General features: G+C 67.6%; 21 protein-coding genes. 5 read left to right on the top strand and 16 right to left on the bottom strand.

What is annotated here, in order from left to right:
* Window positions 1–13: 13 nt before the first annotated feature.
* From C8261_RS03570 to C8261_RS03560, 3 genes are all read left to right on the top strand, one after another.
* The gene (locus C8261_RS03570; RefSeq protein ID WP_107492285.1) at window positions 14–2,785 is read left to right on the top strand and encodes a TonB-dependent receptor; all 2,772 of its coding nucleotides are present in this window, start codon (window positions 14–16) and stop codon (window positions 2,783–2,785) included.
* A 65-nt stretch (window positions 2,786–2,850) separates the two neighbouring features.
* On the top strand, window positions 2,851–3,990 hold the full coding sequence (locus C8261_RS03565; RefSeq protein WP_107492284.1) for a cytochrome-c peroxidase: 1,140 nt from the start codon (window positions 2,851–2,853) through the stop codon (window positions 3,988–3,990).
* Between the two features lie 92 nt (window positions 3,991–4,082).
* Window positions 4,083–4,289: a hypothetical protein gene (locus C8261_RS03560; RefSeq protein WP_107492283.1), complete on the top strand. Its 207-nt coding sequence runs from the start codon at window positions 4,083–4,085 to the stop codon at window positions 4,287–4,289.
* Between the two features lie 65 nt (window positions 4,290–4,354).
* Here C8261_RS03560 and C8261_RS03555 read toward each other — a convergent pair whose 3' ends face one another.
* The 9 genes from C8261_RS03555 to C8261_RS03515 all read right to left on the bottom strand — a co-directional run bounded on the left by C8261_RS03555 (window position 4,355) and on the right by C8261_RS03515 (window position 15,895).
* Window positions 4,355–4,738 carry a DUF6746 family protein gene (locus tag C8261_RS03555; protein ID WP_107492282.1) on the bottom strand — a complete coding sequence of 128 codons (384 nt, stop codon included), beginning with the start codon at window positions 4,736–4,738 and terminating at the stop codon, window positions 4,355–4,357.
* A gap of 57 nt (window positions 4,739–4,795) precedes the next feature.
* The gene (locus tag C8261_RS03550; protein ID WP_107492366.1) at window positions 4,796–6,172 is read right to left on the bottom strand and encodes a flavodoxin domain-containing protein; all 1,377 of its coding nucleotides are present in this window, start codon (window positions 6,170–6,172) and stop codon (window positions 4,796–4,798) included.
* A gap of 37 nt (window positions 6,173–6,209) precedes the next feature.
* Window positions 6,210–7,013, bottom strand: a complete 804-nt coding sequence (locus tag C8261_RS03545) for a DUF4198 domain-containing protein (RefSeq protein WP_107492281.1) — start codon at window positions 7,011–7,013, stop codon at window positions 6,210–6,212.
* Between the two features lie 47 nt (window positions 7,014–7,060).
* Window positions 7,061–7,573, bottom strand: coding sequence for a DUF2271 domain-containing protein (locus C8261_RS03540; protein WP_107492280.1), 513 nt, complete (start codon window positions 7,571–7,573; stop codon window positions 7,061–7,063).
* Window positions 7,574–7,586: 13 nt separating this feature from the next.
* Complete coding sequence (locus tag C8261_RS03535) at window positions 7,587–8,270, bottom strand: PepSY-associated TM helix domain-containing protein (protein WP_107492279.1); 684 nt, start codon at window positions 8,268–8,270, stop codon at window positions 7,587–7,589.
* A gap of 237 nt (window positions 8,271–8,507) precedes the next feature.
* Window positions 8,508–10,937: a TonB-dependent receptor domain-containing protein gene (locus C8261_RS03530; protein ID WP_107492278.1), complete on the bottom strand. Its 2,430-nt coding sequence runs from the start codon at window positions 10,935–10,937 to the stop codon at window positions 8,508–8,510.
* A 175-nt stretch (window positions 10,938–11,112) separates the two neighbouring features.
* The gene (locus tag C8261_RS03525; RefSeq protein ID WP_107492277.1) at window positions 11,113–12,561 is read right to left on the bottom strand and encodes an efflux transporter outer membrane subunit; all 1,449 of its coding nucleotides are present in this window, start codon (window positions 12,559–12,561) and stop codon (window positions 11,113–11,115) included.
* Window positions 12,562–12,569: 8 nt separating this feature from the next.
* Window positions 12,570–14,537, bottom strand: coding sequence for a MacB family efflux pump subunit (locus tag C8261_RS03520; RefSeq protein ID WP_107492276.1), 1,968 nt, complete (start codon window positions 14,535–14,537; stop codon window positions 12,570–12,572).
* Window positions 14,537–15,895 (bottom strand): efflux RND transporter periplasmic adaptor subunit, encoded by a 1,359-nt coding sequence (locus tag C8261_RS03515; RefSeq protein WP_328588035.1) that lies wholly within the window; start codon window positions 15,893–15,895, stop codon window positions 14,537–14,539. Before C8261_RS03515 ends, C8261_RS03520 begins: the two co-directional genes overlap by 1 nt.
* Before the next feature lie 243 nt (window positions 15,896–16,138).
* Here C8261_RS03515 and C8261_RS03510 point away from each other — a divergent pair, with 243 nt between their 5' ends.
* Together C8261_RS03510 and C8261_RS03505 are read left to right on the top strand one after the other, a co-directional pair.
* Window positions 16,139–17,143, top strand: coding sequence for a cytochrome-c peroxidase (locus C8261_RS03510; RefSeq protein ID WP_107492274.1), 1,005 nt, complete (start codon window positions 16,139–16,141; stop codon window positions 17,141–17,143).
* Window positions 17,144–17,309: 166 nt separating this feature from the next.
* Complete coding sequence (locus C8261_RS03505; RefSeq protein ID WP_107492273.1) at window positions 17,310–17,726, top strand: Fur family transcriptional regulator; 417 nt, start codon at window positions 17,310–17,312, stop codon at window positions 17,724–17,726.
* 85 nt (window positions 17,727–17,811) lie between these two features.
* Here C8261_RS03505 and C8261_RS03500 read toward each other — a convergent pair whose 3' ends face one another.
* From C8261_RS03500 to C8261_RS03475, 7 genes are all read right to left on the bottom strand, one after another.
* Window positions 17,812–18,228, bottom strand: coding sequence for an ExbD/TolR family protein (locus tag C8261_RS03500; RefSeq protein WP_107492272.1), 417 nt, complete (start codon window positions 18,226–18,228; stop codon window positions 17,812–17,814).
* On the bottom strand, window positions 18,228–18,995 hold the full coding sequence (locus tag C8261_RS03495; RefSeq protein WP_107492365.1) for a MotA/TolQ/ExbB proton channel family protein: 768 nt from the start codon (window positions 18,993–18,995) through the stop codon (window positions 18,228–18,230). Before C8261_RS03495 ends, C8261_RS03500 begins: the two co-directional genes overlap by 1 nt.
* Before the next feature lie 5 nt (window positions 18,996–19,000).
* Entirely contained in the window at window positions 19,001–19,807 is an 807-nt protein-coding gene (locus tag C8261_RS03490) for an energy transducer TonB (protein ID WP_107492271.1), read from the bottom strand.
* Window positions 19,808–19,835: 28 nt separating this feature from the next.
* The gene (locus C8261_RS17285) at window positions 19,836–19,973 is read right to left on the bottom strand and encodes a hypothetical protein (protein WP_181358831.1); all 138 of its coding nucleotides are present in this window, start codon (window positions 19,971–19,973) and stop codon (window positions 19,836–19,838) included.
* Window positions 19,974–20,071: 98 nt separating this feature from the next.
* A complete protein-coding gene (gene bfr / locus C8261_RS03485) occupies window positions 20,072–20,548 on the bottom strand; it encodes a bacterioferritin (RefSeq protein WP_107492270.1) in 477 nt (158 codons plus the stop codon).
* Window positions 20,545–20,784: a (2Fe-2S)-binding protein gene (locus C8261_RS03480; RefSeq protein WP_107492269.1), complete on the bottom strand. Its 240-nt coding sequence runs from the start codon at window positions 20,782–20,784 to the stop codon at window positions 20,545–20,547. Before C8261_RS03480 ends, bfr begins: the two co-directional genes overlap by 4 nt.
* A 42-nt stretch (window positions 20,785–20,826) precedes the next feature.
* The gene (locus C8261_RS03475; RefSeq protein ID WP_107492268.1) at window positions 20,827–21,021 is read right to left on the bottom strand and encodes a hemin uptake protein HemP; all 195 of its coding nucleotides are present in this window, start codon (window positions 21,019–21,021) and stop codon (window positions 20,827–20,829) included.
* Window positions 21,022–21,214: the final 193 nt, after the last annotated feature.

Raw genomic sequence — 21,214 nt, 5'->3', positions numbered from 1 at the left:
GACCCGGACGCTCATGACCACCCTCCGCGCCCCGCGCTCTCGCCTCCTCTCCCACGCCGTCCGCAATGCGCTGCTGAGCCTGCCGCTGTGCCTGGGCACGCTTGGCGCCAGCGCCCAGAGCGAACCGCCCACGGCCGTCGCCGCCCGCCACTACGACATCCCCGCCGGCCCGCTGGCCGCGGCGCTGACCCGCTTTGCCGCCGACGCCGGCATTGCGCTGTCGGTCGATGCCACCCTGGTAGCGGACCTGCACAGCCCCGGCATCCGCGGCACGCACGAGCTGGCCCCAGGCTTTGCCGCCCTGCTGCGCGGCACCGGACTGGAGGCGGCACGTGCTGCCGACGGTCAATGGACCCTGCGCCCGGCACCCCGCCATACCCATGTGCTGGGCGAGGTAGTGGTGCTGAGCACCCCCGACTCACTGGGGACCCGCGTGCTCGGCCGCGACACCCTCGACGCCCTCGGGCGCGGCGACGGCGACATCACCAGTGCGCTGCGCGTGCTGCCCAACGTACAGTTCGACTTCAACCGCCTCAACCCCGGCAGGCAGGGCGAGATCGCCCCCGCGGAAGTGAGCATCCACGGCGCCAAGCCCTACGACAATGTCTTCCTGTTCGACGGCATGTCGTTCTCCAACAATCTCGATCCGATCCAGTCCAACCCCAACAACGCCGCCAGCCCCCCTTCATCGTCCCAGGGGCTGGCCATCGACACCAGCCTGCTGTGCCGCATCACCGTCCGCGACGCCAATGTGCCGGCCGAGTTCGGCCACTTCAGCGGAGGCGCCATCTCCGCCGACACCTGCGAGCCGGTGCGCAGCTTCGGCGGCAGCGTGTCGATGGAGCTCAGTCGCTCCGAGTGGATGAACTACCACCTCAACGAAGCCCAGCAACTGGCCTACGAGCAATCCACCTCCGACGCCAGCGCCCCCGAGTTCGACAAGCGCACCTACCGCCTCGCCCTCGAAGGGCGACCGGCCGACAATCTCGGCATCATCGCCAGCTATGTGCGCAAGACCGCTGAGATCCCGCTGCGCGCCTACGGCGGCGGCAACGTCAGCCAGGCCGACGACAGCCAGAAGACCGAAACCCGCCTGAGCGAGAACTACTTCATGCGCGCCTTCTGGACCCTGACGCCGACCGTGAAGGCCGACCTGTCGCTGTTTCACGCCCCTCAGCGCGACCGCCACTTCATCAACAACACCCGCAACTCCTGGTTCGAGATCAAGCAGGGCGGGCAGGGGATCAACCTCGGGCTCAGCCATCGCCACGATGCGGTGCTGGTCTCCCATCGCCTGACGTGGAACGAATACCAGAGCTCGCGAGACGCCGACGCCAACTGGTTCGGCAGCTGGCGCTACTCCGCCGGCGACAAGAACTGGGGCTACCGCTCCAGCGCCACCGCCTGGAACAGCGGCGAGGGACAGTACGGCGACATTGACCAGAAGCAGCGCACCACCACCTACCAGCTGAAGGCCGACTGGCTGCCGCTGAAGCTCGGCAGCACCACACACAGTTTCCAGACCGGCCTGGAGGTCTCCGAGCAGCAGAAGTACTTCCACCGGCTCGAAGACGGTGCCATGTACCTGCGTGTCTCATCCACCAACACCTGCGCCACCGCCAGCGCTGGCGTCGATACCGAAACCTGCTCACTGAGCCCGACCTGGAACGGCTGGCCGGGTCAGTTTTTCGATCGCGTCACCTACTACAACGCGGGCAAGTTCGAGGTCGACAACACCATGCTGAGTCTGTTCGGGCAGTACGAGCTCGAATGGGAGCGCCTGCGCGTGCGCCTGGGCGCCCGTTACGAGAAGGACGACCTCAACCCCGAGTCCACCATCTCGCCCCGCGCAGCGCTGTTCTGGGATGTCTTCGGCAATGACGCCACCCGCATCGAAGTCGGCGCCAACCGCTACTACAGCCAGAACTTCATGAGCTATTACGTCAAGCAGCACGTCCTTGCCCTGCAGACCTCGGGCACGCGCAGCCTCAGCGGCGGCGTGCTCACCGACTGGACATACACGCCCACGACCACCTGGCGCAACTACCGCGAGAATCTCGACGGCCTCAAGACACCGTACAGCGACGAAACGGTCTTCAGCCTCAGCCAGAGCTGGATCGGCGCGCGCTGGGGACTCAAGCTCGTCAGGCGCAACGAGCATGACCAGGTCGTCCGCCGCCCGCATTCTGCCGGTGGCAATGTGTTCACCAATGATGGCAGCAGCAAGGCACGCACTGCCGCATTCACCGTCGAGACCGAACACCCCTTGCGCTTCGGCACGAGCCTGAGCACCGTCTCCCTCGGCATCGACTACACCGACGTACAAAGCTCCCATGCCGAGTATGAGGACCTCATCACCCTTGCCCAGGAACGCGACCCGGTGCGCTACGACGGCCGCTGCATGGAGTGGCACGAGCGCCCGGCCGACAACTTCAACCGCCCGCTGACCGCACGCCTGCACCTCGTCACCCAGCTTCCGCAGTACCGCCTGACCATCGGCAATCTGTTCAGCTATCGCGACAGCTATCAGAAGTTCACCCGTCAAGGTTCGGCCGAATGCGGTGGCATGACCGTCAACAACTACGTGCTCACCACCTTCCGCCCCGCCGTCACCTGGGACATGCGCATCAACTGGGCGCTGCCCACGGTGGCCGGGCAGGAAGCCTTCGTCGCCCTGTCGATCGACAACGTGCTCGATCGCACCAACGAGATCCAGGATGGCAGCAACGGCATCATTTACGAAAAAGGCCGCCAGTTCTGGATCGAACTCGGCTACCGCTTCTGAGCACGCTGGCGGCACCTCACGCGAGGTGCCGCCCTCCAGGCTTCAATACCGTCGAACCGATCGCCATGCCACCTCGCCCCATCCCCTCGCTGCGCGCCCTGTGCGCCCTCCTCCTCGCTGCCGGCGGCGCCCTCGCCGCGCCGTCCGCCCTTCACCCCGCCGTCGCCTGTCACGACAGCGCCACCGGCTGGGACATGGCCTGTGTGCGTGCCGCCTACGCCGGCGAGCCCGCCAACTGGCCGCAGCCGCAGGGCGTCGACGACGGCAACTGGGCCGAGATGGCGCCAATCGACAGCCTGCCGCCGCCTGCGGTCGACCCCGCCCAGGCGGCCCTCGGCGAGCGGCTGTTCTTCGACCCCCGGCTGTCGCGCTCCGACCTCATCGCCTGTGCCAGCTGCCACCGCCCCACCCACGGATTTGCCGACACCCAGGCGCTGTCGGCCGGGCACGAAGGCCGCCTGGGCAGCCGCAACACCCCGACCGTGCTGGGGGTCGGCCATGCCTCATCACTGTTCTGGGACGGCCGCGCGGCAAGCCTTGAAGAACAGGCCGCCGGCCCCATCGCCCATCCGGACGAGATGGCGATGGCGCTCGACGAACTGCCCGCCAAGCTCGCCGCCATCGACGGTTACCCGGGAGCGTTCACGCGAGCTTTCGGGGCCGCCGGCGAGGATGGGGCAGCAATCACCCTGGAGCGCATCACCGCCGCGCTGGCGGCCTATCAACGCACCCTGCTGCCGCCGCAAACGCGCTTCGACCGCTTCCTCGCAGGCGAGCGCGCCGCCCTCGACGAGCGCGAACTGCTCGGCCTGCATCTGTTCCGCACCAAGGGGCGCTGCATGAGCTGCCACCATGGCGCCCTCCTCACCGACCATGACTTTCACAACCTCGGCCTGACCTGGTACGGCCGCCAGTACGAAGATCTCGGCCGCTACATGGTCAGCGGCGATCCCGCCGACGTCGGGCGCTTCCGCACACCGACGCTGCGCCAGGTCGGCAACACCGGGCCATGGATGCACAACGGCCGCTTCGCCAGCCTGCGCGGCGTGCTCAACATGTACAACGCCGGCATGCCCCGGCCCCAACCCGGCAACGCCGGGCAGGCCGCTGATCCGCTGTTTCCACAGACCTCCACGCGTCTGCAGCGCCTGGAGCTGGACGCCGACGAACTCGACGCCGTGCACGCCTTCCTGCTCGCGCTATAGCCGTTGTCCGGACACGCGGCCGGGGCACAGACGCGACAGAGTGCTTGCAGTATTGATAATAATGGTTATCATTAACGGCGCAGGAGGAGACCATGCACGCCAGCGACACCCGCACCATCCTCAACCTGGTCAGCAGCGCCGTCCAGCACCTCCATCACTTCGTCGAGTCGGGCTGCCCACGGGCGGAAAGTCAGGCCCGGCTGGCGCTCGACCACCTCGAATGCTACTGCACCGACCCCACGGTGGACGCCTCCCGCAACGCCCTTGAAGGGCTTCTGGACACCGCCCAGGCACGCTGAAGGCAGCCTGCGCGGTCATCGCGCGCCGTCCTCCCGGGGGCATTCCCCGGCAGGACGGCGCAGCCTCATTTGAGCAGCTTGCCGACCTCGGCCAGATAGGCTTCACCGTAGTCGATCACGGCCTCACGCTTCAGCCCTTCGCTGGCGAAATGCATGTCGGCAACGATGCCATGGAGGGCCTGGAACTCCTCCGACAGGCGCAGCAGCGAGTCTTCCAGCGTGTAGCACAGGCTGTGGATGTCGTGGATGGCGTAATCGTCGACCTCACCGGCGAGCAGTGCAGCGAGCTTGGCGTTGGCCTCGCGCAGGTTGGCCATCACTTCCTCGGTGCTGTCGGCCTTCGCGGCCTGATAGTGGTCGACGCGGTTGGGGGGCGGCTGATCGGCGTGGGCGTTGAGCGCAAACACGGGCAGCGTGCTGAGGGCCAGCAGGGCAAGGGTCTTGGTCATGGAAACTCCTTTTTCCTCGGTCAAGGGTGAAGACGGGGCACGGCGGCAGCGCCGCGCTCAGTAGATGTCGCGGCGGTAGCGGCCGTCACGGGCGAGTTGCGCGACGACGGCGTCGCCGAGCACGGCGCACAGGGTTTCATGCACCGCCGGCCCCATGCCCACGGCGTTGCCGCAGACGTAGATCGCCGCACCGCCCGCCACCCACTCGCGCACGGTGTCGGCGGCGCGCAGCAGGCGGTGCTGGACGTATTCGCCTGCCGGTGTGTCACGTGAATAGACGCGGTCGCAGCGCGCGAGCAGGTCGGCGGCCTCCAGTGCGGCAAGCTCCTCGTCGTGGAAGGCGTCGTGGGCGGCGCTGCGTTCGCCGAAGACCAGCCAGTTGCGCCCGTCGCCAGCGCGTGCGCGCTGGCGCAGGTGGGCGAGCAGGCCGGCAAGGCCGGTGCCGTTGCCGATCAGGATCAGCGGCCGGGTGGCGTTGGCGCCAAGGCGGAAGTTGTCGTGGGCGCGCACCCGGGCACGAAAAACCGTGCCTTGCGCAGCCACGCCGGCAAGCAGGCCGGACATCCGCCCCGGCGTGCCGTCGGCACCGCGGATGGCACGCACCAGCAGATGGATGGCACCGTCGGCGGGCAGCGAGGCTATGGAGTAGAGGCGCGGCCGGGCATCGTCTCCGGGCGGGAATATCTGCAGCAGATCGCCGGCCTGCCAATGCGGCAGCGTGGTGGCCGCGCCATCGCCCTGCGGGCCGGTGACCGGCTCCAGTTCGACATGCCAGGCCGGCTGTCCGGCACTGCCGGGGTTGAGCAGGCGGCGCGAGCGCAGCCGCCAGTACGCGGGCGCGGTGCTGTCGGCAATGCCCTCGGCAATTCCGGCCGCCTCGGCGAGACGGTGGCGCCAGGCCGCCAGCGCCTGGGCGTCGGCGGCATCGACCTCGATGCGCGGGAACATCGCCTGCGCACCGCAGGCATGCAGCCAAGCATCGAGCCGACGACCGAAGGCACAGTAATGCGCGTAGCTGCGGTCACCCAGGGCGAGGAGGCCGTAACGCAGGCCGTGGAGCGCGGGGGTCGCGCTCATCAGGCCGTCCACGAAGGACTGCGCATTATCGGGCGCATCGCCTTCACGGCAGGTGCTGACGATGAACAGCACCTCGCGCGCCGCTGTCAGTTCAGCCGCAGTGATGCCGCCAAGGGCGCGCACCCGCGCCGCCACGCCGGCGGCAGCGAGCGCCGCACCGGCTTCCTCGGCGAGTTCGTGGGCAAAACCGGTCTGGCTGGCGTAGGCCACCAGCACCGCGCCAGCTCCGGCAGGCGATGCATCCGCCGCATCCCCGGCACGGCGCCGGGCCTGGCGCCACACCTGCACACACAAGCCCGCATAGCCCAGCAGCACCGCCGCGGCCGCGGCATAGCGCGGCCACTCGACGGCCATCATCGGCGCTGTGCCGCCGTTGTGCATACTGCCGCATGCATCACTGCGGCAGCACCTCCAGGGTGGCGACGTAGGACAGGCGGCGTTCGGCGTTGGCGATGCGCCCGCCGCGGTCATCGATCACAGCCTTCAGATAGTACATGCCGGGCTCCGCCCAGGTGTGGGTGACCTGGCCCCTGGCGTCGGTATGCAAGGTGATCTTGTCGAGCTGGTCGCGGTAACGCATGCCGCCGGCCATCAGTTCGACCTTCACGTCGGCAACCGGCTTGCCGTCGATGACGAAGCCGAAGGTCGCCGCCTCGCCGACGTAGAGGTCGTTGGGGTGGGTCACCGAGACCATCTCCAGGCCAAGGCCGGTGGGCGTCACCGGCGTCGGGCTGCCAACGGTGATGAAGGTTTCGATGCGCCCGACACCTTCGCGCACGCTCAGCTCCGCTGCATCGGCAGGCACGTTGGCGGCCAGCGCTTCATGGGTACCGCGCCAGCGCTTGGTCTCGCTGCCTTCCTTCCAGCTCGCCATCACGCTGGCGTTGGTCAGCGCCACGCGATAGGTGCCGGCCACCGCCAGGTTGGCGTCGAACACCGTGCGCAGCTTGCCCTGGGTCAGTCCTTCGGGCTGCACGGCAGTGCCATCCGGCGCGGTGATGGCGAGATTGTCGCGGATCATCATCGGCCGGTAGTTGAAGTGGAAGGTCTGGTTGGAGACGGCACCATCGAGCGTGACGTAACCGGGGGCAGACAGCACCGTAGACGACGGCAGCAGCCACGCTTCATGAGCACCGGCAAACGGCGCGGCAAGGGAAAGGGCAAACGCGGCAACGGCAAGGCGGGGGCGGACGGTCATGGATGATTCCTCTGCGAGATGGTTGGGGAGCGGGCGCGGCGCGCGGATCAGGGCTTGAGCTGCACGGTGATCGCGCCAAGCTCGTGTTCGCCGCGGACGGTGGCGCTGGCGGCGGCCTGCGGCGGCCAGTTCAGCGGCACGCTGACCACCTCGCGGCCACCGTGCTCGCGCGAGGCCTCCACCAGCAGACGGTACTCGCCAGCGGGCAGCTGGCCGAGCGGAGCCTGCCCGGCGGTGAAGCTGAGGCGGTGCACGCCGGGCGCGCGGGTGGCGCTGGTGACGCCGTCGATGGGCACCTGGAGGTCACGGCCGATGCGCCGCCACCACATGCGCATGTCCTTGAGCCACTGGATGCCGTCGTTGTTGCGCATCTTGGCGTCGTACCACACCGCCAGATTGGCGGCGACGCTGTTGTCCGGCCTTTCGATCCACACCGCCACATAAGGACGGCGGTAGTCGGGGGCGTTGAAGGCGGGCAGCTCGACATCAACGTGGAGTTCGGCGGCAACCAGCACGGGGGCAAAGGTGAGCAGCGCGGCACTCAGGAGGGTACGTTTCATGGCAGGGACAGTCTCATTGATGGACAAACAGGATCACCAGCAGCAGCGGCAGCACCACGCCGAGGCCGACCATCGGCCACACCAGGGGGCGGTTGCGCGCATGCATCCAGAGGATGAACAGGCCGGTGAGTGAGAACACCACGCAGGCCAGTGCGAAGATGTCGATGAACCAGCTCCACGCCGTGCCGCTGTTGCGGCCCTTGTGGAGATCGTTGAGCCAGGCGACGACGCCGCGGTCGGTGAGTTCGTACTCCACCTCGCCGGCACGCAGGTCGATGTTCACCCAGGCATCGCCGCCCGGGCGCGGCAGCGCCAGATAGATCTCGTCCGCAGACCACTCCGCCGCCAGCGCCGGGATGCCGCGCCCGAGCTCCGCGCCCAGCCATTCGCGCACCACCCGCGGCAACGGCCGGGCGCGCTCGTCAGTGGCCTCGGCACGCAGCAGTTCGGCGAGCTGCGGCGGTACGGTGCGCACTTCATTGACCACCTGCGGACGCGCCTCGATGAGATCGGGGTGGTTGAGGGTGATGCCGGTGACGGCAAACAGCAACATGCCGAACAGACAGATCGCCGAGCTTACCCAGTGCCATTCATACAGCGTCTTCAGCCACCATGCGCGGCGTGCCGGCGCCTGCCGGCGCAAAGCCTGCTGCGGCGCGGGCGCGGCTTCGACAACAGGTGGCGGATAGGTCGGCATATGCGGAGCGGAAGTGTGATCAGTGCGGTGCAACAAAACGAGGTTCGATTCTACGAGTGATAACGATTCTTACCAATATTACGGCGGCTGTTTCTTGTACCGTTTTGTAGGTCCGCCCCGGGGCGGACCCACAAAACCTGCTACCCGGCAATCCAATACCCCGCAGCGTTCGCCCTGAGCCCTTCGGCCAGGCTCAGGACGAGCGGTATTTGGTTACCGAGTCAGCAAGTGCGACGCTCAGAAGCTGGCATTGACGCTGATCCAGAAATTGCGCGCGGCATCCTTGTTGTTGTAATCGTCGAGATAGCTCGGCTGCCACCCATTGATGCACGTTGTGCCGCTGGAGCAGGTCACGAAGGTCGTCTTGTAGGTGGTGAAGTCCTGGTCAAGCAGGTTGTTGATGCGGCCGTTGATGGTGATGTTGCGGCTCACCCGGTAGGTCGCGCCGAGGTGGAAGATCTCGTAGTCCTTGAAGTAGGCGGCCTGGTTGTTGATCTGCCCGCGGTAGCGCTTGGAGCGCGCCTCCATGGTCAGGAAGACGTCCAGGTCCGGCAGCGGCCGCCAGTCGAGGGTGGCGTTGAACATGTGCTTGGCGCTGTTGCCCAGCGGACGCCCCTTGTTCGCACCGCTGCGCTGCTCGCTGTCGGTGTAGGTGTAGTTGCCGCGCAGGGCCCAGTTGTCGGCAATCTGCCAGCGCCCGGCGAGTTCCACGCCCTTGATCACCACGCTGTCGATGTTGGTGCTGATCGACGAGGTCGCGTAGCCGAGGTTGGCATACTCGCCGGTGCTGGCGCACACCAGCCCTGTACCCGCACCGCAGGGCTGCGAGGCGATCTTGTCCTCGAAGTCGTTGCGGAACACGGTGGCATTGAAGCTGTGGCGGCGCGGGTGGTTCCAGTAGATCGCCAGCTCGGTGTTGCGGCTGGTCTCCGGCTCCAGGTTGGGATTGCCGAACATCGGCGAGGTGCCCTGGCCGCCGAAGCCGACGATGCCATCATAGAGCTGGGTGGTCTTGGGGGTCTTGAACCCGGTGCTCACCCCGCCCTTGACGGTCCATTGCGGATCGAGGCGATAAACGCCATAGATACGCGGCGAGACGTTGTTGCCGAAGACGTCATGGTCGTCGTAACGCAGCCCGGCGGTGAGCGTGAAGGCCTCCGTCGGCATCCAGTTGTCCTCGACGAACAGCGACCACATCTTGTGCTCCTGGGCCTTGCCGGGCGTGCCGGACTCCATGCCGAAAACACCGTCCTTGAGTTCGCCGTCGATGACCTGGGTGCCCACCACCAGCAGATGGTCGCCGGCAAGGTTGTGCAGGGGGATATCGAGGCGGCCGTCGAGGGTGTATTGGTTGCTCTGCAGGATGCGCTTCGGGCGCGGCAGGAAAGCCTCCAGCTGGGCACGCTGGGCGGGCGTCATGTTGGCCAGTTTGGCCGCCGCATTGGCCCCCGGCACTGCATTCCACAGCGCCAGCAGCTGGTTGCGCTCGGCCACCGTGAACGGCAATGTGCGGCCCTTGTTGTCGGTTTCGATGTAGGACAGGGCAACGAAGCTGGTGGCGAAGTCCCATTTGCCTTCGTGCGAGAGCGACCAGGATTCACGGGTAAATTCCTGCTCGTCGAGATAGCCGACGCGAGGGTCTGCGCGCTGGGTCCACACCCCGCCGTTACCCGCGCATGCGGCCGCGTTGTTTCCAGTCGCTCCTGCGCAGTAATTACCGACGCGCCAGATGGTCTCGATGCTGTCCACCGTGCCGAGCGGGAAGCTGCTGTTGCCGGTGACCGGGTCGATCACCGGCTCGTTGTCGTACACCTGGCGCGACTGGTCGTAGTCGAAGGTGATGCGCTGACGCTCGTCGGGAGTGAAGAAGAGGCTGAAGCCGAGTGCCTGATTGGTGTTGTCCACCGTCCGTCCGCCACCGCCGAAACCAAGGCTGCGGCGGTGCACGGTGCCGTCCGGGGCCACCGAGGAGTCATACTGCGGCGACGAAGCGTCGCGCTCGTAGCGGCTGCCACGCAGGCTCACTGCCAGCAGGCCGGGCACGACGGGACCGCGGACGCTGAAGTCGAGCGTGCTGTTGTCGCCGAAATCGCTGTTGGACTGGAAGCTGCGGCCGTAGGTGACCGAGCCGGTCCACTTGGTGACGTTCTTCTTGGTGATGATGTTGATCACCCCGCCGAGGGCATCGGCACCGTACAGCGTCGACGCCGGTCCGCGGATGACCTCGATGCGCTCGATGGCATCGAGCGGCGGGATGTGGTTGAACTGGTTGCCGCTGAAGCTGTTCGGGTAGATGTCGCCGTGGTTGTTCTGGCGCTTGCCGTCGATCAGGATCAGGGTGTAGTCGGAACCCATCCCGCGCATGCTGATGGTTTTCTGGCCGGTCTTGTCCGAGGTCTCGCCGACATCCACGCCCTCGACATCGCTGATCGCATCGATCAGGGTAATGTAGGGGCGCTTGGCGAGCTCTTCCTGGGTGATTACCGTGATGCTCGCCGGCGCATCGGTGATCTTCTGCTCGAAGCCGGATGCCGACACCACCACGTCGCCGAGCTGGGTGGCCTCCTGGGCGCCGGCCTGGTTGGCGGAGAAGGCAAGGACAAGCGCTGCGGCGCAGGGCCGCAGGACGGGACGTACGAACGCCGTGGCACGCTGGGCGTAAGCCATGAGATGAACCCCTTTCGTGAATATGACAATGGAAGTGGCTGGCTTCCTGAAAGGGGGTGCGCGGCTGGCGCGCGCCTCAGGTGGCTGGCTGAGTTGTTACAAGATTTAGTCGAATGATAACGGTTCTCATAGCTATTACCAAGTGCGTGTTGTTTTCTTGCACCGCAGCGCGCGCTCAGGCACCGCTTCCGGCGCCCTCTGCGTGCCAGCCACCGCCCAGTACCTTGAACAGGTCGACGCTGGCCTGCAGGCGCGCGAGGCGCAGCTGGACGAGCTGATCCTCGGCCGAGAAAAGGCTGCGCTGGGCATCGAGCAGGGTACCCAGGGCATCGCTGCCCTCCTTGTAGCGCAGCTCGGAGAGGCGCAGCGCGCGCGCGGTCTCGTCGCGGATCTCGCGCTGGGTGTGCTCCTGGATGCGCACGCGCTCGGCCCCGCCGAGGGCGTCGTCAACCTCCTTGAGCGCGGTGAGCACGGCCTTGCGCCAGTTCTCCACCAGCACGCGGCGCTGCGACTCGCTGGTCGCGACCTGGCCGCGCAGGCGGCCGCCGTCGAACAGGGCCTGCATCAGCGACACCGTGAGACCGGCGGCATTGACCGGGCTGCCGAGGCCGAGGAAGCCGAACTCGGCGCTCGACACCACGCTCGACAGGCCGATCTGCAACTTCAACGGGAAGAGGGCGGCGCGGGCCACGGCGATGTTGGCATCGGCCGCAGCCAGGCGGGCCTCGGCGGCGGCCAGATCGGGGCGCCGCAGGAGCAGCTCGGCGGGCAGTACGGGGGCCACGGCGGGCAGCGCCAGGCTGTCCAGCGCCTGCCCGGCAACGGCGAAGCCCTGCGGCACCTCGCCGAGCAGGATGGCCAGCGCACGCAGACTCTGGCGCTCCTGCACTTCGAGCGGCAGCACCGCATCGCGCGCGGCGAGCACGGTGCTGCGCTGGCGGCTGAGATCGAGCGCCGAGGCGCTGCCATAGCGATAGCGCGCCTCGACGATGGCGTGCAGGCGCTCGGCGATCTCCAGGTTGCGACGGGCGATGTCGATGCGCTCGCGCAGCGCCAGCACCTGCCAGTAGGCATTGGCCACGCCGGCCACCAGCGACAGGCGGGCGGCCTCGTAGTCGTGGCGGGTCGCCGCCAGGGAGGCCTTGCTGCCCTGCCAGCTGGCGATGTTGCTGCCCCACAGGTCGATCTCGTAGTTCACCGCGAGCGTCGCCGAGGAGCCCTCGGCGCGCGTGCTGACACCGGCGCTGCGGCTCTCATTGACGTTGCTGCGCAGGTTGAGGTCGATACCCGGAAACAGCGAGGCGCCCGCCGAGCGCACGGCGATCTCGGCCTGCAGGACGCGCTCGGCGGTAGCGGCGAGATCGGGGCTGCCGGCAAGGGCAGCGTCGATCAGCACCTCCAGTTCGGCGGAGCCATAGCCCCGCCACCATTCGCCGTCGATGGTCGCGGCGTTCGCGGCGGCGCCGGCTTCGGCCCAGTTTGCCGGCACTTCCAGGGCGCCGCCGGGGTGGGTGAGCGGCAGCGCGCAGCCACCGACGCCGAGGGTGAGCAGGAGCGCGGCGAGGGCGCGGCGCCGCGGCAGGGAGAAACGCAGGGGATGATGGTGTACAGGTACAGGGGACATGGGGACACTCATTCCGAAGCCAGGGCGACGACGGGGTCGAGGCGCGCCGCCTTGCGGGCGGGCAGGTAACCGAATACCAGGCCGGTGGCGAAGGCGCAGCCGAAGGCCAGCACCACGGGGGCGAGGGAATACTCGATGGGGGTGCCGAGGCGCTCGATGAGCGCCGCCACACTGAGCCCGACGATCACGCCGATGAGGCCACCGAGCGCGGACACCGCCACCGCCTCGACGAGGAACTGCTGCAGGATGTTCTTCATCCGTGCGCCGGTGGCCATGCGGATGCCGATCTCGCGGGTACGCTCGGTGACCGACACCAGCATGATGTTCATCACCCCGATGCCGCCGACCAGCAGCGAGATCGCCGCGATCGAGCCGAGCAGGATGGTCATGGTGTTCTGCGTCGCCGACACGCTCTCGATGATCGAGGCCATGTTGCGGATCTGGAAGTCCTCGACACCGTGGCGGGTGAGCAGCAGGTTGTGGACCTCCTCCTGGGTGGCGTCGATGCGATCGACGTCGAGCACCGCCACGGTGACACTGCGCAGATGGCGCTGGCCGGTCAGGCGCAGGCTGGCGGTGGTGAAGGGCACGAAGATGGCGTCGTCCTGATCCTGCCCCCAGGAAGTCGCCCCCTTGGCCGACATCAGCCCGACGACCTGGAAGGGGATGTTGTTGAGGAGGACGAACTGGCCGAGTTGCACCCCTTCCGGAAACAGTGCCCGGGCGACGGTCTGGCCGAGCACCGCCACCGGGGCGTAGCGCGTCTCGTCATCGACCGAGAAGAAGGTACCCTGGGCGAGCGGCCAGGTGCGCGCCTTGATGTAGTCGGCCGAGGTGCCCATGACTTCGGTGCGATGGTCGAGATCGGCGCGCCGCACGGTCACCGTGGTGCTCTGTTCGGGCGCCGCGGCGAGCACGTTGGGCAGTTCGCGGATGGCCGCGACGTCTTCCGGCACCAGTGTGGTGATGCCGCCGCGGCCGCGCATGTTGGGCGCCCCCGGGCGGATGGTGAGCAGGTTGCTGCCCATCGCGCTGATGCTGTCGACCACCGCCTTCTTGGCGCCGTCGCCGATCGCCAGCATGGCGATCACCGAGGCCACGCCGATGACGATGCCGAGCAGGGTGAGGACGGTGCGGAAGACATTCGCACGCAGCGCGCGCACGGCGGTGCGGGTGGCTTCGACGAGATCGGTCAGCGACGACGTGCGGTCCACATGGGGCGCGAAGTCCGGCGTCTCGCGCGCGCCGCCGCGCGGCCCGGGATCGGTGACGATGCGGCCGTCGCGGATCTCGATGATGCGCTCGGCGACCTCCGCTACCTCGCGGGCGTGGGTGATCAGGATGATGGTGTGCCCCGCCGCCGCCAGCCCCTGCAGCAGGCGCATGACGTCGGCGCCGCTCTTGCTGTCGAGCGCCCCGGTGGGCTCGTCGGCGAGGATGATGCGCCCGCCGTTCATCAGCGCGCGGGCTATCGACACGCGCTGCTGCTGCCCGCCGGAGAGCTGGCTGGGGCGGTGGTCGAGACGGTCGGAAAGGCCAAGGTCGCCGAGCAGCGCACTGGCGCGGGCGTGGCGCTCGGGCGGCGGCATGCCGGCGTAGAGCGCCGGCACCTCGACATTCTCGAGCGCGCTGGCGCCGCCGATGAGGTTGTAGCTCTGGAAGACGAAACCGAACTCCTCGCGGCGCAGGCGCGCCAGCTCGTCGGAGTCGAGAGCAGAGACATCCCGCCCCATGAAGCGGTAACTCCCCGACGAAGGACGATCGAGGCAGCCGAGGATGTTCATCAGCGTCGACTTGCCCGAGCCCGAGGCGCCGACGATGGCGACGAACTCTCCGGCCTCGATGCGCAGATCGACGCCGTGCAGGACCTGCACCTCAAGCTCGCCGTTGCGGAAGCTGCGCGTCACCCCGCGCAGTTCGATGAGCGCTTCGCCGCCCTCGGCGCGCAAGGCTGCGACATGCGGTTCGGTCTGCATCAGCGCGGCATCCTCGGCATGCCGGCGGGCGGCTGGCCACCGGCCGCACTGCCCTGGCGCAGCCCGGCAACGACCTGGGCGCCCTCCTCCAGCCCTTCCAGCACCTCGGCGGCAATACGGCTGGTGACGCCGATGCGCACCTCGCGCTCGACGACGCTGCCGTCGGCCGCCGGCACGCGCACCGTGGCGAGCCGTCCGGGCGCTGGCGCCGTGCCGCCACCATCCGCATTGCCAGCTCCCGCAGTGCGCGCCGGCCCGTCGCCATTGCGGCGCTCAGCGGGCGGACGGCGCTCGCCGTCAGGACGGCGCTGTGCCATGCCCTCGGCGCCCTGCGGGCGCTGACGCGGGCGCTCGGTCGCAGCGCCCTGGGGAGCGAGATTGTTGAGGGCCGCCATCGGCACGATGAGCGCCTGCTGCGCGCGCGCAACGATGAAGAACACCTGTGCGGTCATCTGCGACATCAGCCGGCCGTCGCGGTTGGGTACGTCGAAGAGGGCGTTGTAGAGCACCACGTTGTTGGTCACCGTGGGCGTCGGCTCGATCTTGCGCAAGCGCCCGTACCAGCGCTGCCCGGGATTGCCGAGGGTGGTGAAGTAGGCCTCCATGCCGACGCGCAGGCGGCTGACGTCGGCCTCGGAGACCTGGGTCTGCACCGTCATCGTCGACAGATCGGCGATACGCAGGATGGTCGGCGCCTGCTGGTTGGTATTGAGGGTCTGGCCCTGGCGCGCGGTGATCGACACCACGGTGCCGTCGATGGGCGCGTAGATGCGGGTGTAGTTTAGGTTGGCCTCGTCGGCACGCAGATTCGATTCGGTCTGCTCGATCTGCGCCCGCAGGGCCTCGATCTGCGCCCGCGCCGAGCGCAACGCAGCCTCCGCCTGCTGCACCGCCTCCTCGGTGGTGGCCTGCTCGGCGATGAGGTTGAGCTGGCGGCGGTGCTGGATCTCGGCCAGCGTCAGGGAGGCCTCACGATCCATCAGCTGGGCACGCTGGTTGCGCAGTTGCGCGCGCGTCGCATCGACCTTCGACTGCAGCACCGTGGGATCGATCTCGGCAAGCAGGGCGCCGCTGTTCACCTCGGTGCCGATCTCGACGTGGAAGCGTTTGAGCTGGCCGGAGACCTGGGCACCGACATCGACGTAATTCAGCGGCTGCAATGTACCGGTGGCGGTAACGACATCCTCGACATCGGCGCGTTCGACACTGACCAGTTGGTACTGATCGGCCGGCGTCTGCCGTTGGCCATAGTGCTGCCAGAGCCCGTAGGCAACTGCGGCAAGAAGCGCGGCGGCCAGGGCGGCGACGACGACGCGGGTACGGCGGGAGCGGGGAGCGGAGGACACGGCGGGACTCATTTCCATCGGTTGCAGGGGCCACAGGGTGGCAGTGTGCGGAGCATAGCGGAGGGCGCGCGACGGCTTTGTATCGTATTGCAGGACACGAGCACCATCAGCGCCGCGGAGCAGGCGAGATTCTTCTGATCTGCGTCAAAAGCCACGCTGGCACCAAGGTGTTAAATGCGGTTTCCGATTTAGACCCGTTCTAATGTTTGACGCCCATCCAGGGCAGCAAGATTTCTCTCACGTGAGGAGTGCACCATGAAAATGAAGGCTCTCGGCGCAGCAGTTGCCTTTACCCTGTCCGCTGCCGGCACCGCCGCCTGGGCGCAGCAGGTTCGCGACGAACCGATCAAGCCCATCCAGCCCTACGTTTCGTCCAACCCGGCGAAGGTCGAGCTGGGCAAGAAACTGTGGTTCGAACCGCGCCTGTCGATGTCCGGCATCATCTCCTGCAACACCTGTCACAACCTGTCGCGTGGCGGCACCGACAACCTCAAGACCTCCATCGGCCACGGCTGGAAGGCAGGCCCGGTCAACGCCCCCACGGTGCTGAACTCCAGCCTCGCGCTGGCACAGTTCTGGGACGGCCGCGCCGCCAACCTGGTCGAACAGGCCGGCGGTCCGATCCAGGCCGACATCGAGATGAACATGCCGCACGCGCTGGCCCTTGACGTGCTGCAGTCCATCCCCGGCTACGTCGCAGAGTTCAAGGCCGTTTATGGCAGCGACCGCATCACCATCGGCATGGTCACCGGCGCCATCGCCGAGTTCGAGGAAACCCTGGTGACCCCGAATTCGCGCTTCGACCAGTGGCTGCAGGGTGACGACAAGGCCCTCAGCGCCAAGGAACTGGCCGGCTATACCCTGTTCCGCGACAGCGGCTGCGTGGCCTGCCACAACGGTCCCGCCGCCGGCGGCACCTCCTTCCAGCGCATGGGCCTGGTCGAGCCGTACCAGAGCACTTCGCCGGTCGAAGGCCGTTCCGCGGTGACCGGTGTCGACGCCGACCGCTTCAACTTCAAGGTGCCGACCCTGCGCAACGTCGAGATGACCTATCCCTACTTCCACGACGGCGAAGCCGCCACCCTGGAAGAAGCGGTGGACATCATGGGCCGCCTGCAGCTGGGCCGCACCTACAGCAAGGATGAAGTGGACAGCATCGTCGCCTTCCTGAAGACCCTGACCGGCGACCAGCCGCAGATCGCCCTGCCGATCCTGCCGCCGTCCAGCAACGCCACCCCGCGCCCGAACCCCTTCCAGTAAGGGCTCCGGCATCGCACGACGCCCCCTCCCCGACGGGGTGGGGGCGTTCTTGCAGCGTGACGTTTTTTTTACCTTGCGCATATACCTGTTGGCTTAGAATCCGCTTATGCGCCGGCACCGCAATCCGGCCAAACCATGACCAGGATCAAGACAGGCCCTTGCAGAGATGGACAGACTAGCCTCCCGGGACATCGCCGACCTGCTGCGTAACGCCGGCGTTCCCGTGACCTTGCAACGACTCGAGATCGCCCGCGTGCTGCTGCCGCGGCCGGTGCACATGACCGCCGAGCAGATCCTCACCGAGGTGCGCCAGACGGTTCCGGAGACGTCGCGGGCCACGGTCTACAACACCCTGAAGCTGTTTCGCGAGAAGAAATTGGTCAAGGAACTCATCATCGACGCCGATCGCGTGGTTTTCGATTCCAACACCGCGCCGCACTACCACCTCTACGACGTCAACACCGGCAAGGTCACCGATGTCTCCGCCGACGAGCTCACCGTGGTCGGTGTTCCGCAGCTACCGCCCGGTATCGAGCTCGAAGAGGTCGACGTGATCATCCGCGTACGCGGCAAGCAGGACTGAACCCTGCCACACCCGATTACTGCAAAGCCGCCCTTGGGCGGCTTTGTCTTTTTGCGGTGACGGTCGGCAAAGGCAGCCGGACGGGCTACTGCGCCGGCACGGTGATGAAGCCCAGCTTCTGCACCCCCGCGGCACGCGCCGCCGACATCACCTCGGCGATCTTCTGGTAGCGCGTGTCACGGTCGGCGCGCAGGTGCAACTCGGGCTGCGGCTCCTGCTGCGCCGCAACGGCAAGGCGCGCGTCGAGCTCGCTGTCGGCAAGCGGCTGGTCGTTCCAGAACAGCTGGCCGCTGGCGTCGATGGCCAGGGCGACGGTTTCCGGTTTTTCCTGGTTGGGCGCGCTGGAGGCCGTCGGCAGGTCGATCTTGACGCCGTGGGTGAGCAGCGGCGCGGTGATCATGAAGACGATCAGCAGCACCAGCATGACGTCGATCAGCGGCACCATGTTGATCTCGCTCATCGGTGCCTGGCCGCCGCCCTGGTTGAAGCCGCCGAAAGCCATTACAGCGCTCCCTGTACCGCGGCCTGCGCAGGCACCGCAGTTGCAGCCTGCGGCCGGGCCGCCGTCGTGGCGGGCTGGTCGGCCAGTCGCGCACCGGTGCTGAGCCAGGAATGCAGGTCATGGGCAAAGGCGTCGAGTTCGGAGAGCTCGACGCGGTTGGCGCGGCTGATGGCGTTGTAGCCGAGCACCGCGGGGATGGCGACGAAGAGGCCGAAGGCGGTCATGATCAGCGCCTCGCCAACCGGGCCGGCAACCTTGTCGAGGGTGGCGAGGCCGGAGGCACTGATGTTCACCAGCGCATGGTAGATGCCCCACACGGTGCCGAAGAGGCCGACGAAGGGCGCCGTGGAACCGATCGAGGCGAGCACCGTGAGGCCGGATTCGAGACGCGCGGTGGACAGCGCGATCGACTTGCGCAGGGCGCGGGTGACGAACTCGTCGGCATCCAGGGTGCCGCCGAGGGTCTGGCGATGGGTGTGCTGGCTGACGTGCTCGACCGCGGCCACGCCCTGGCGGGCGAGCGCCTCGAAAGGCGAATCCGGCGCCAGCCGGCTGAGGCGGGCGAGGCCGTCCTGCAGGTTGGGCGCAGACCAGAAGGCCTCCACCGCGCGGTCGTGGCGACGGGCGCGGAACTGGCGGACGCTGCGCACGAGGATCAGGTACCAGCTCGCCACCGACATCACCACCAGGACAAAGGCCACCCCTCTGATCAGCAGGTCGGCCTGGGCCCAGAGGTGGGCGAGACCGAAGGTTTCATGCATTTCCACGTTCATCATCCTTCAAGTTTGAAAACCACGGGCACCAGCACCCACGACTCCACGGCCTGGCCGCCGCGTTTGGCGGGCACGAAGCGCCAGCGCCGCACCGCCTCGCGGGCGGCATTGTCGAGACGACCGGAACCGGAACTGGCCGACAGATCGACCTGCTCGGGCTGGCCGCCGGCAGACACCCGCACGCGCAGCATCACCCGCCCTTCCTCGCGCATGCGCCGCGACAGCGCCGGATAGGCGGGCGCGGGATTGTTCAGGTAATCGGCATCGAAGCGTGCTTCGGTAAGCGTTGCCACACCCTCGCTGGGCTGGCCCGTGAGCGGCGCCGTGGCGGGCGCGCTGACCGGCGCCGCAGCGCTGTCGATGGCGGCGGGGGCGGCCTCCTCGGCGGCCTCTGCGGGCGGCTCCTCCACCGTTTCGGTGGTGATCGCGGTCGGCGCCGGCTGCGGGCGCGGCTGCGCTACCGGCCGCGGCCTGGGCGGTTGCGGACGGGGCTGCGGGCGCACTTCGGGCTGCGGCGGAGGCGGGGCCGGCGGCAAGGCGGCTGGCGGCGAAACCACCGGCGCGGCGATCAGCGCCACCTGCATGGGCATCTCGGCAATGCGCACGGCCTCCCAGTCCATCTGCGTCAGCGCGTAGATGCCGCCGATGTGCGCACCCAGCACGACGGCGAGGGCAGCACCTCGACCGAGACGGTGCGCGCGCCGCTGCGCCGGCCGCAGCGCCGCCGGCGCGGCGCGCCGGGTGGGCACCTGCGCTGGCGCGGCGAACCAGCCGCTGCCGGCAAGCGCCGGGCTGGCCGCGCTCATCGCCCCCTCTCCGCCGTAGCCACGCACGTCACAGCAAGGCCGTCACCGGCGACGGCGCAATGAGGAAGTTCATCAGCAGGGCCGCAGCGGCAAGGTAGAGCGCCACCCGGCGTACCGCGAAGGCGGCGCCGAAGAGGCGGGCGGGCAGAGTTTTCGGATGCGACATGGCTCAGCAGTCCTGTGTTCATCTTTACGTACGCTGGCTGGCCCGTCGCATGCCGGGCACTGGCTGGCAGGCGGCGCAACCGGCGCCGCGCGGTGCGGTCAGGAACCGCCCTCGATCTGCGACTGCAGGTAGTTCTGCAGGCCGACCTTGTCGATCAGGTCGAGCTGGGTTTCGAGGTAGTCGATGTGTTCCTCGGTGTCCTCGAGAATCTCTTCGAGAATCTCGCGCGACACGTAGTCCTTACAGGACTCACAGTAGGCGATGGCCTCGACCAGCAGCGCGCGGCCGCCCTGTTCGAGCTTCAGATCGCCCTGCAGGCACTCGGGAACGTTTTCGCCGATCAGCAGCTTGTCGAGGTTCTGCAGGTTGGGCAGGCCTTCGAGGAAGAGCACACGCTCGATGAGCTTGTCGGCATGCTTCATCTCCTCGATGGACTCCTCGTACTCGTGCTTGCCGAGACGCACCAGTCCCCAGTTCTTGTACATGCGTGCATGCAGGAAATACTGGTTGATTGCGGTGAGCTCGACGGTGAGCTGCTTGTTGAGATACTGGATGACCTTCTTGTCGCCTTTCATGATGCCTCCAATGCCAGTGAGAGCCCTGCGGGGAAGGCCTGCGTGGCAGAGGCGGCGACGGCCGTGTCGCGTCCGGCCAGAGCGGATTTCAGACACGAATGCGCACAGGTCGCACAACGGCCGCAGTCGGCCGCGATCCCCAGATGCGTGCGCAGGTCGCGCATGCGCTGCGCACCCTGCTCGACAGCCCGGTGGATGTGACGTTCGGTTACCGCATTGCACACACAGACGTACATGGCAGTTTAGTCCCTGAACAAGAATGCGACCAGCGCACGAAACTATTTGGTCAGTATGAGCTTGCCGGCCCGCGTGGCCCGCAGCGCATACACGGCATCTCCATGGCGGATCATCACGCAGCTGCGTCCCTGCAGCAGCGCTTCGCTGGGCACCGGCTGCTCGTCGGCCCTGGCGGGAGCCTGTGCTTCCGCGGCCGGCGGCTGCCCGGCGGCACCCTGCTTGTCTGATTCGCTCATGGGATGTTGCATCACAATCTTAGCAAGAATGATTCGCATTAGAACATCGACCCATTCGCCCGGTCAAGCGCTTGCATCAATCCCCCCGGTTTTCAGCACGATGCGTGCCAATGCCCGAACCGCCGCGCTGCGCGCACGCGCCCTGCCACCGCCGCCCGCCGGATGCGACAATGGCGGCGATCCTGTCGCATAC

The sequence above is a fragment of the Pseudothauera lacus genome, assembly GCF_003034845.1.
Lineage (GTDB): Bacteria > Pseudomonadota > Gammaproteobacteria > Burkholderiales > Rhodocyclaceae > Pseudothauera > Pseudothauera lacus.
The sequence above is the reverse complement of the archived record's forward strand: the minus strand, read 5'-3'. Positions and strand labels throughout refer to the sequence as shown.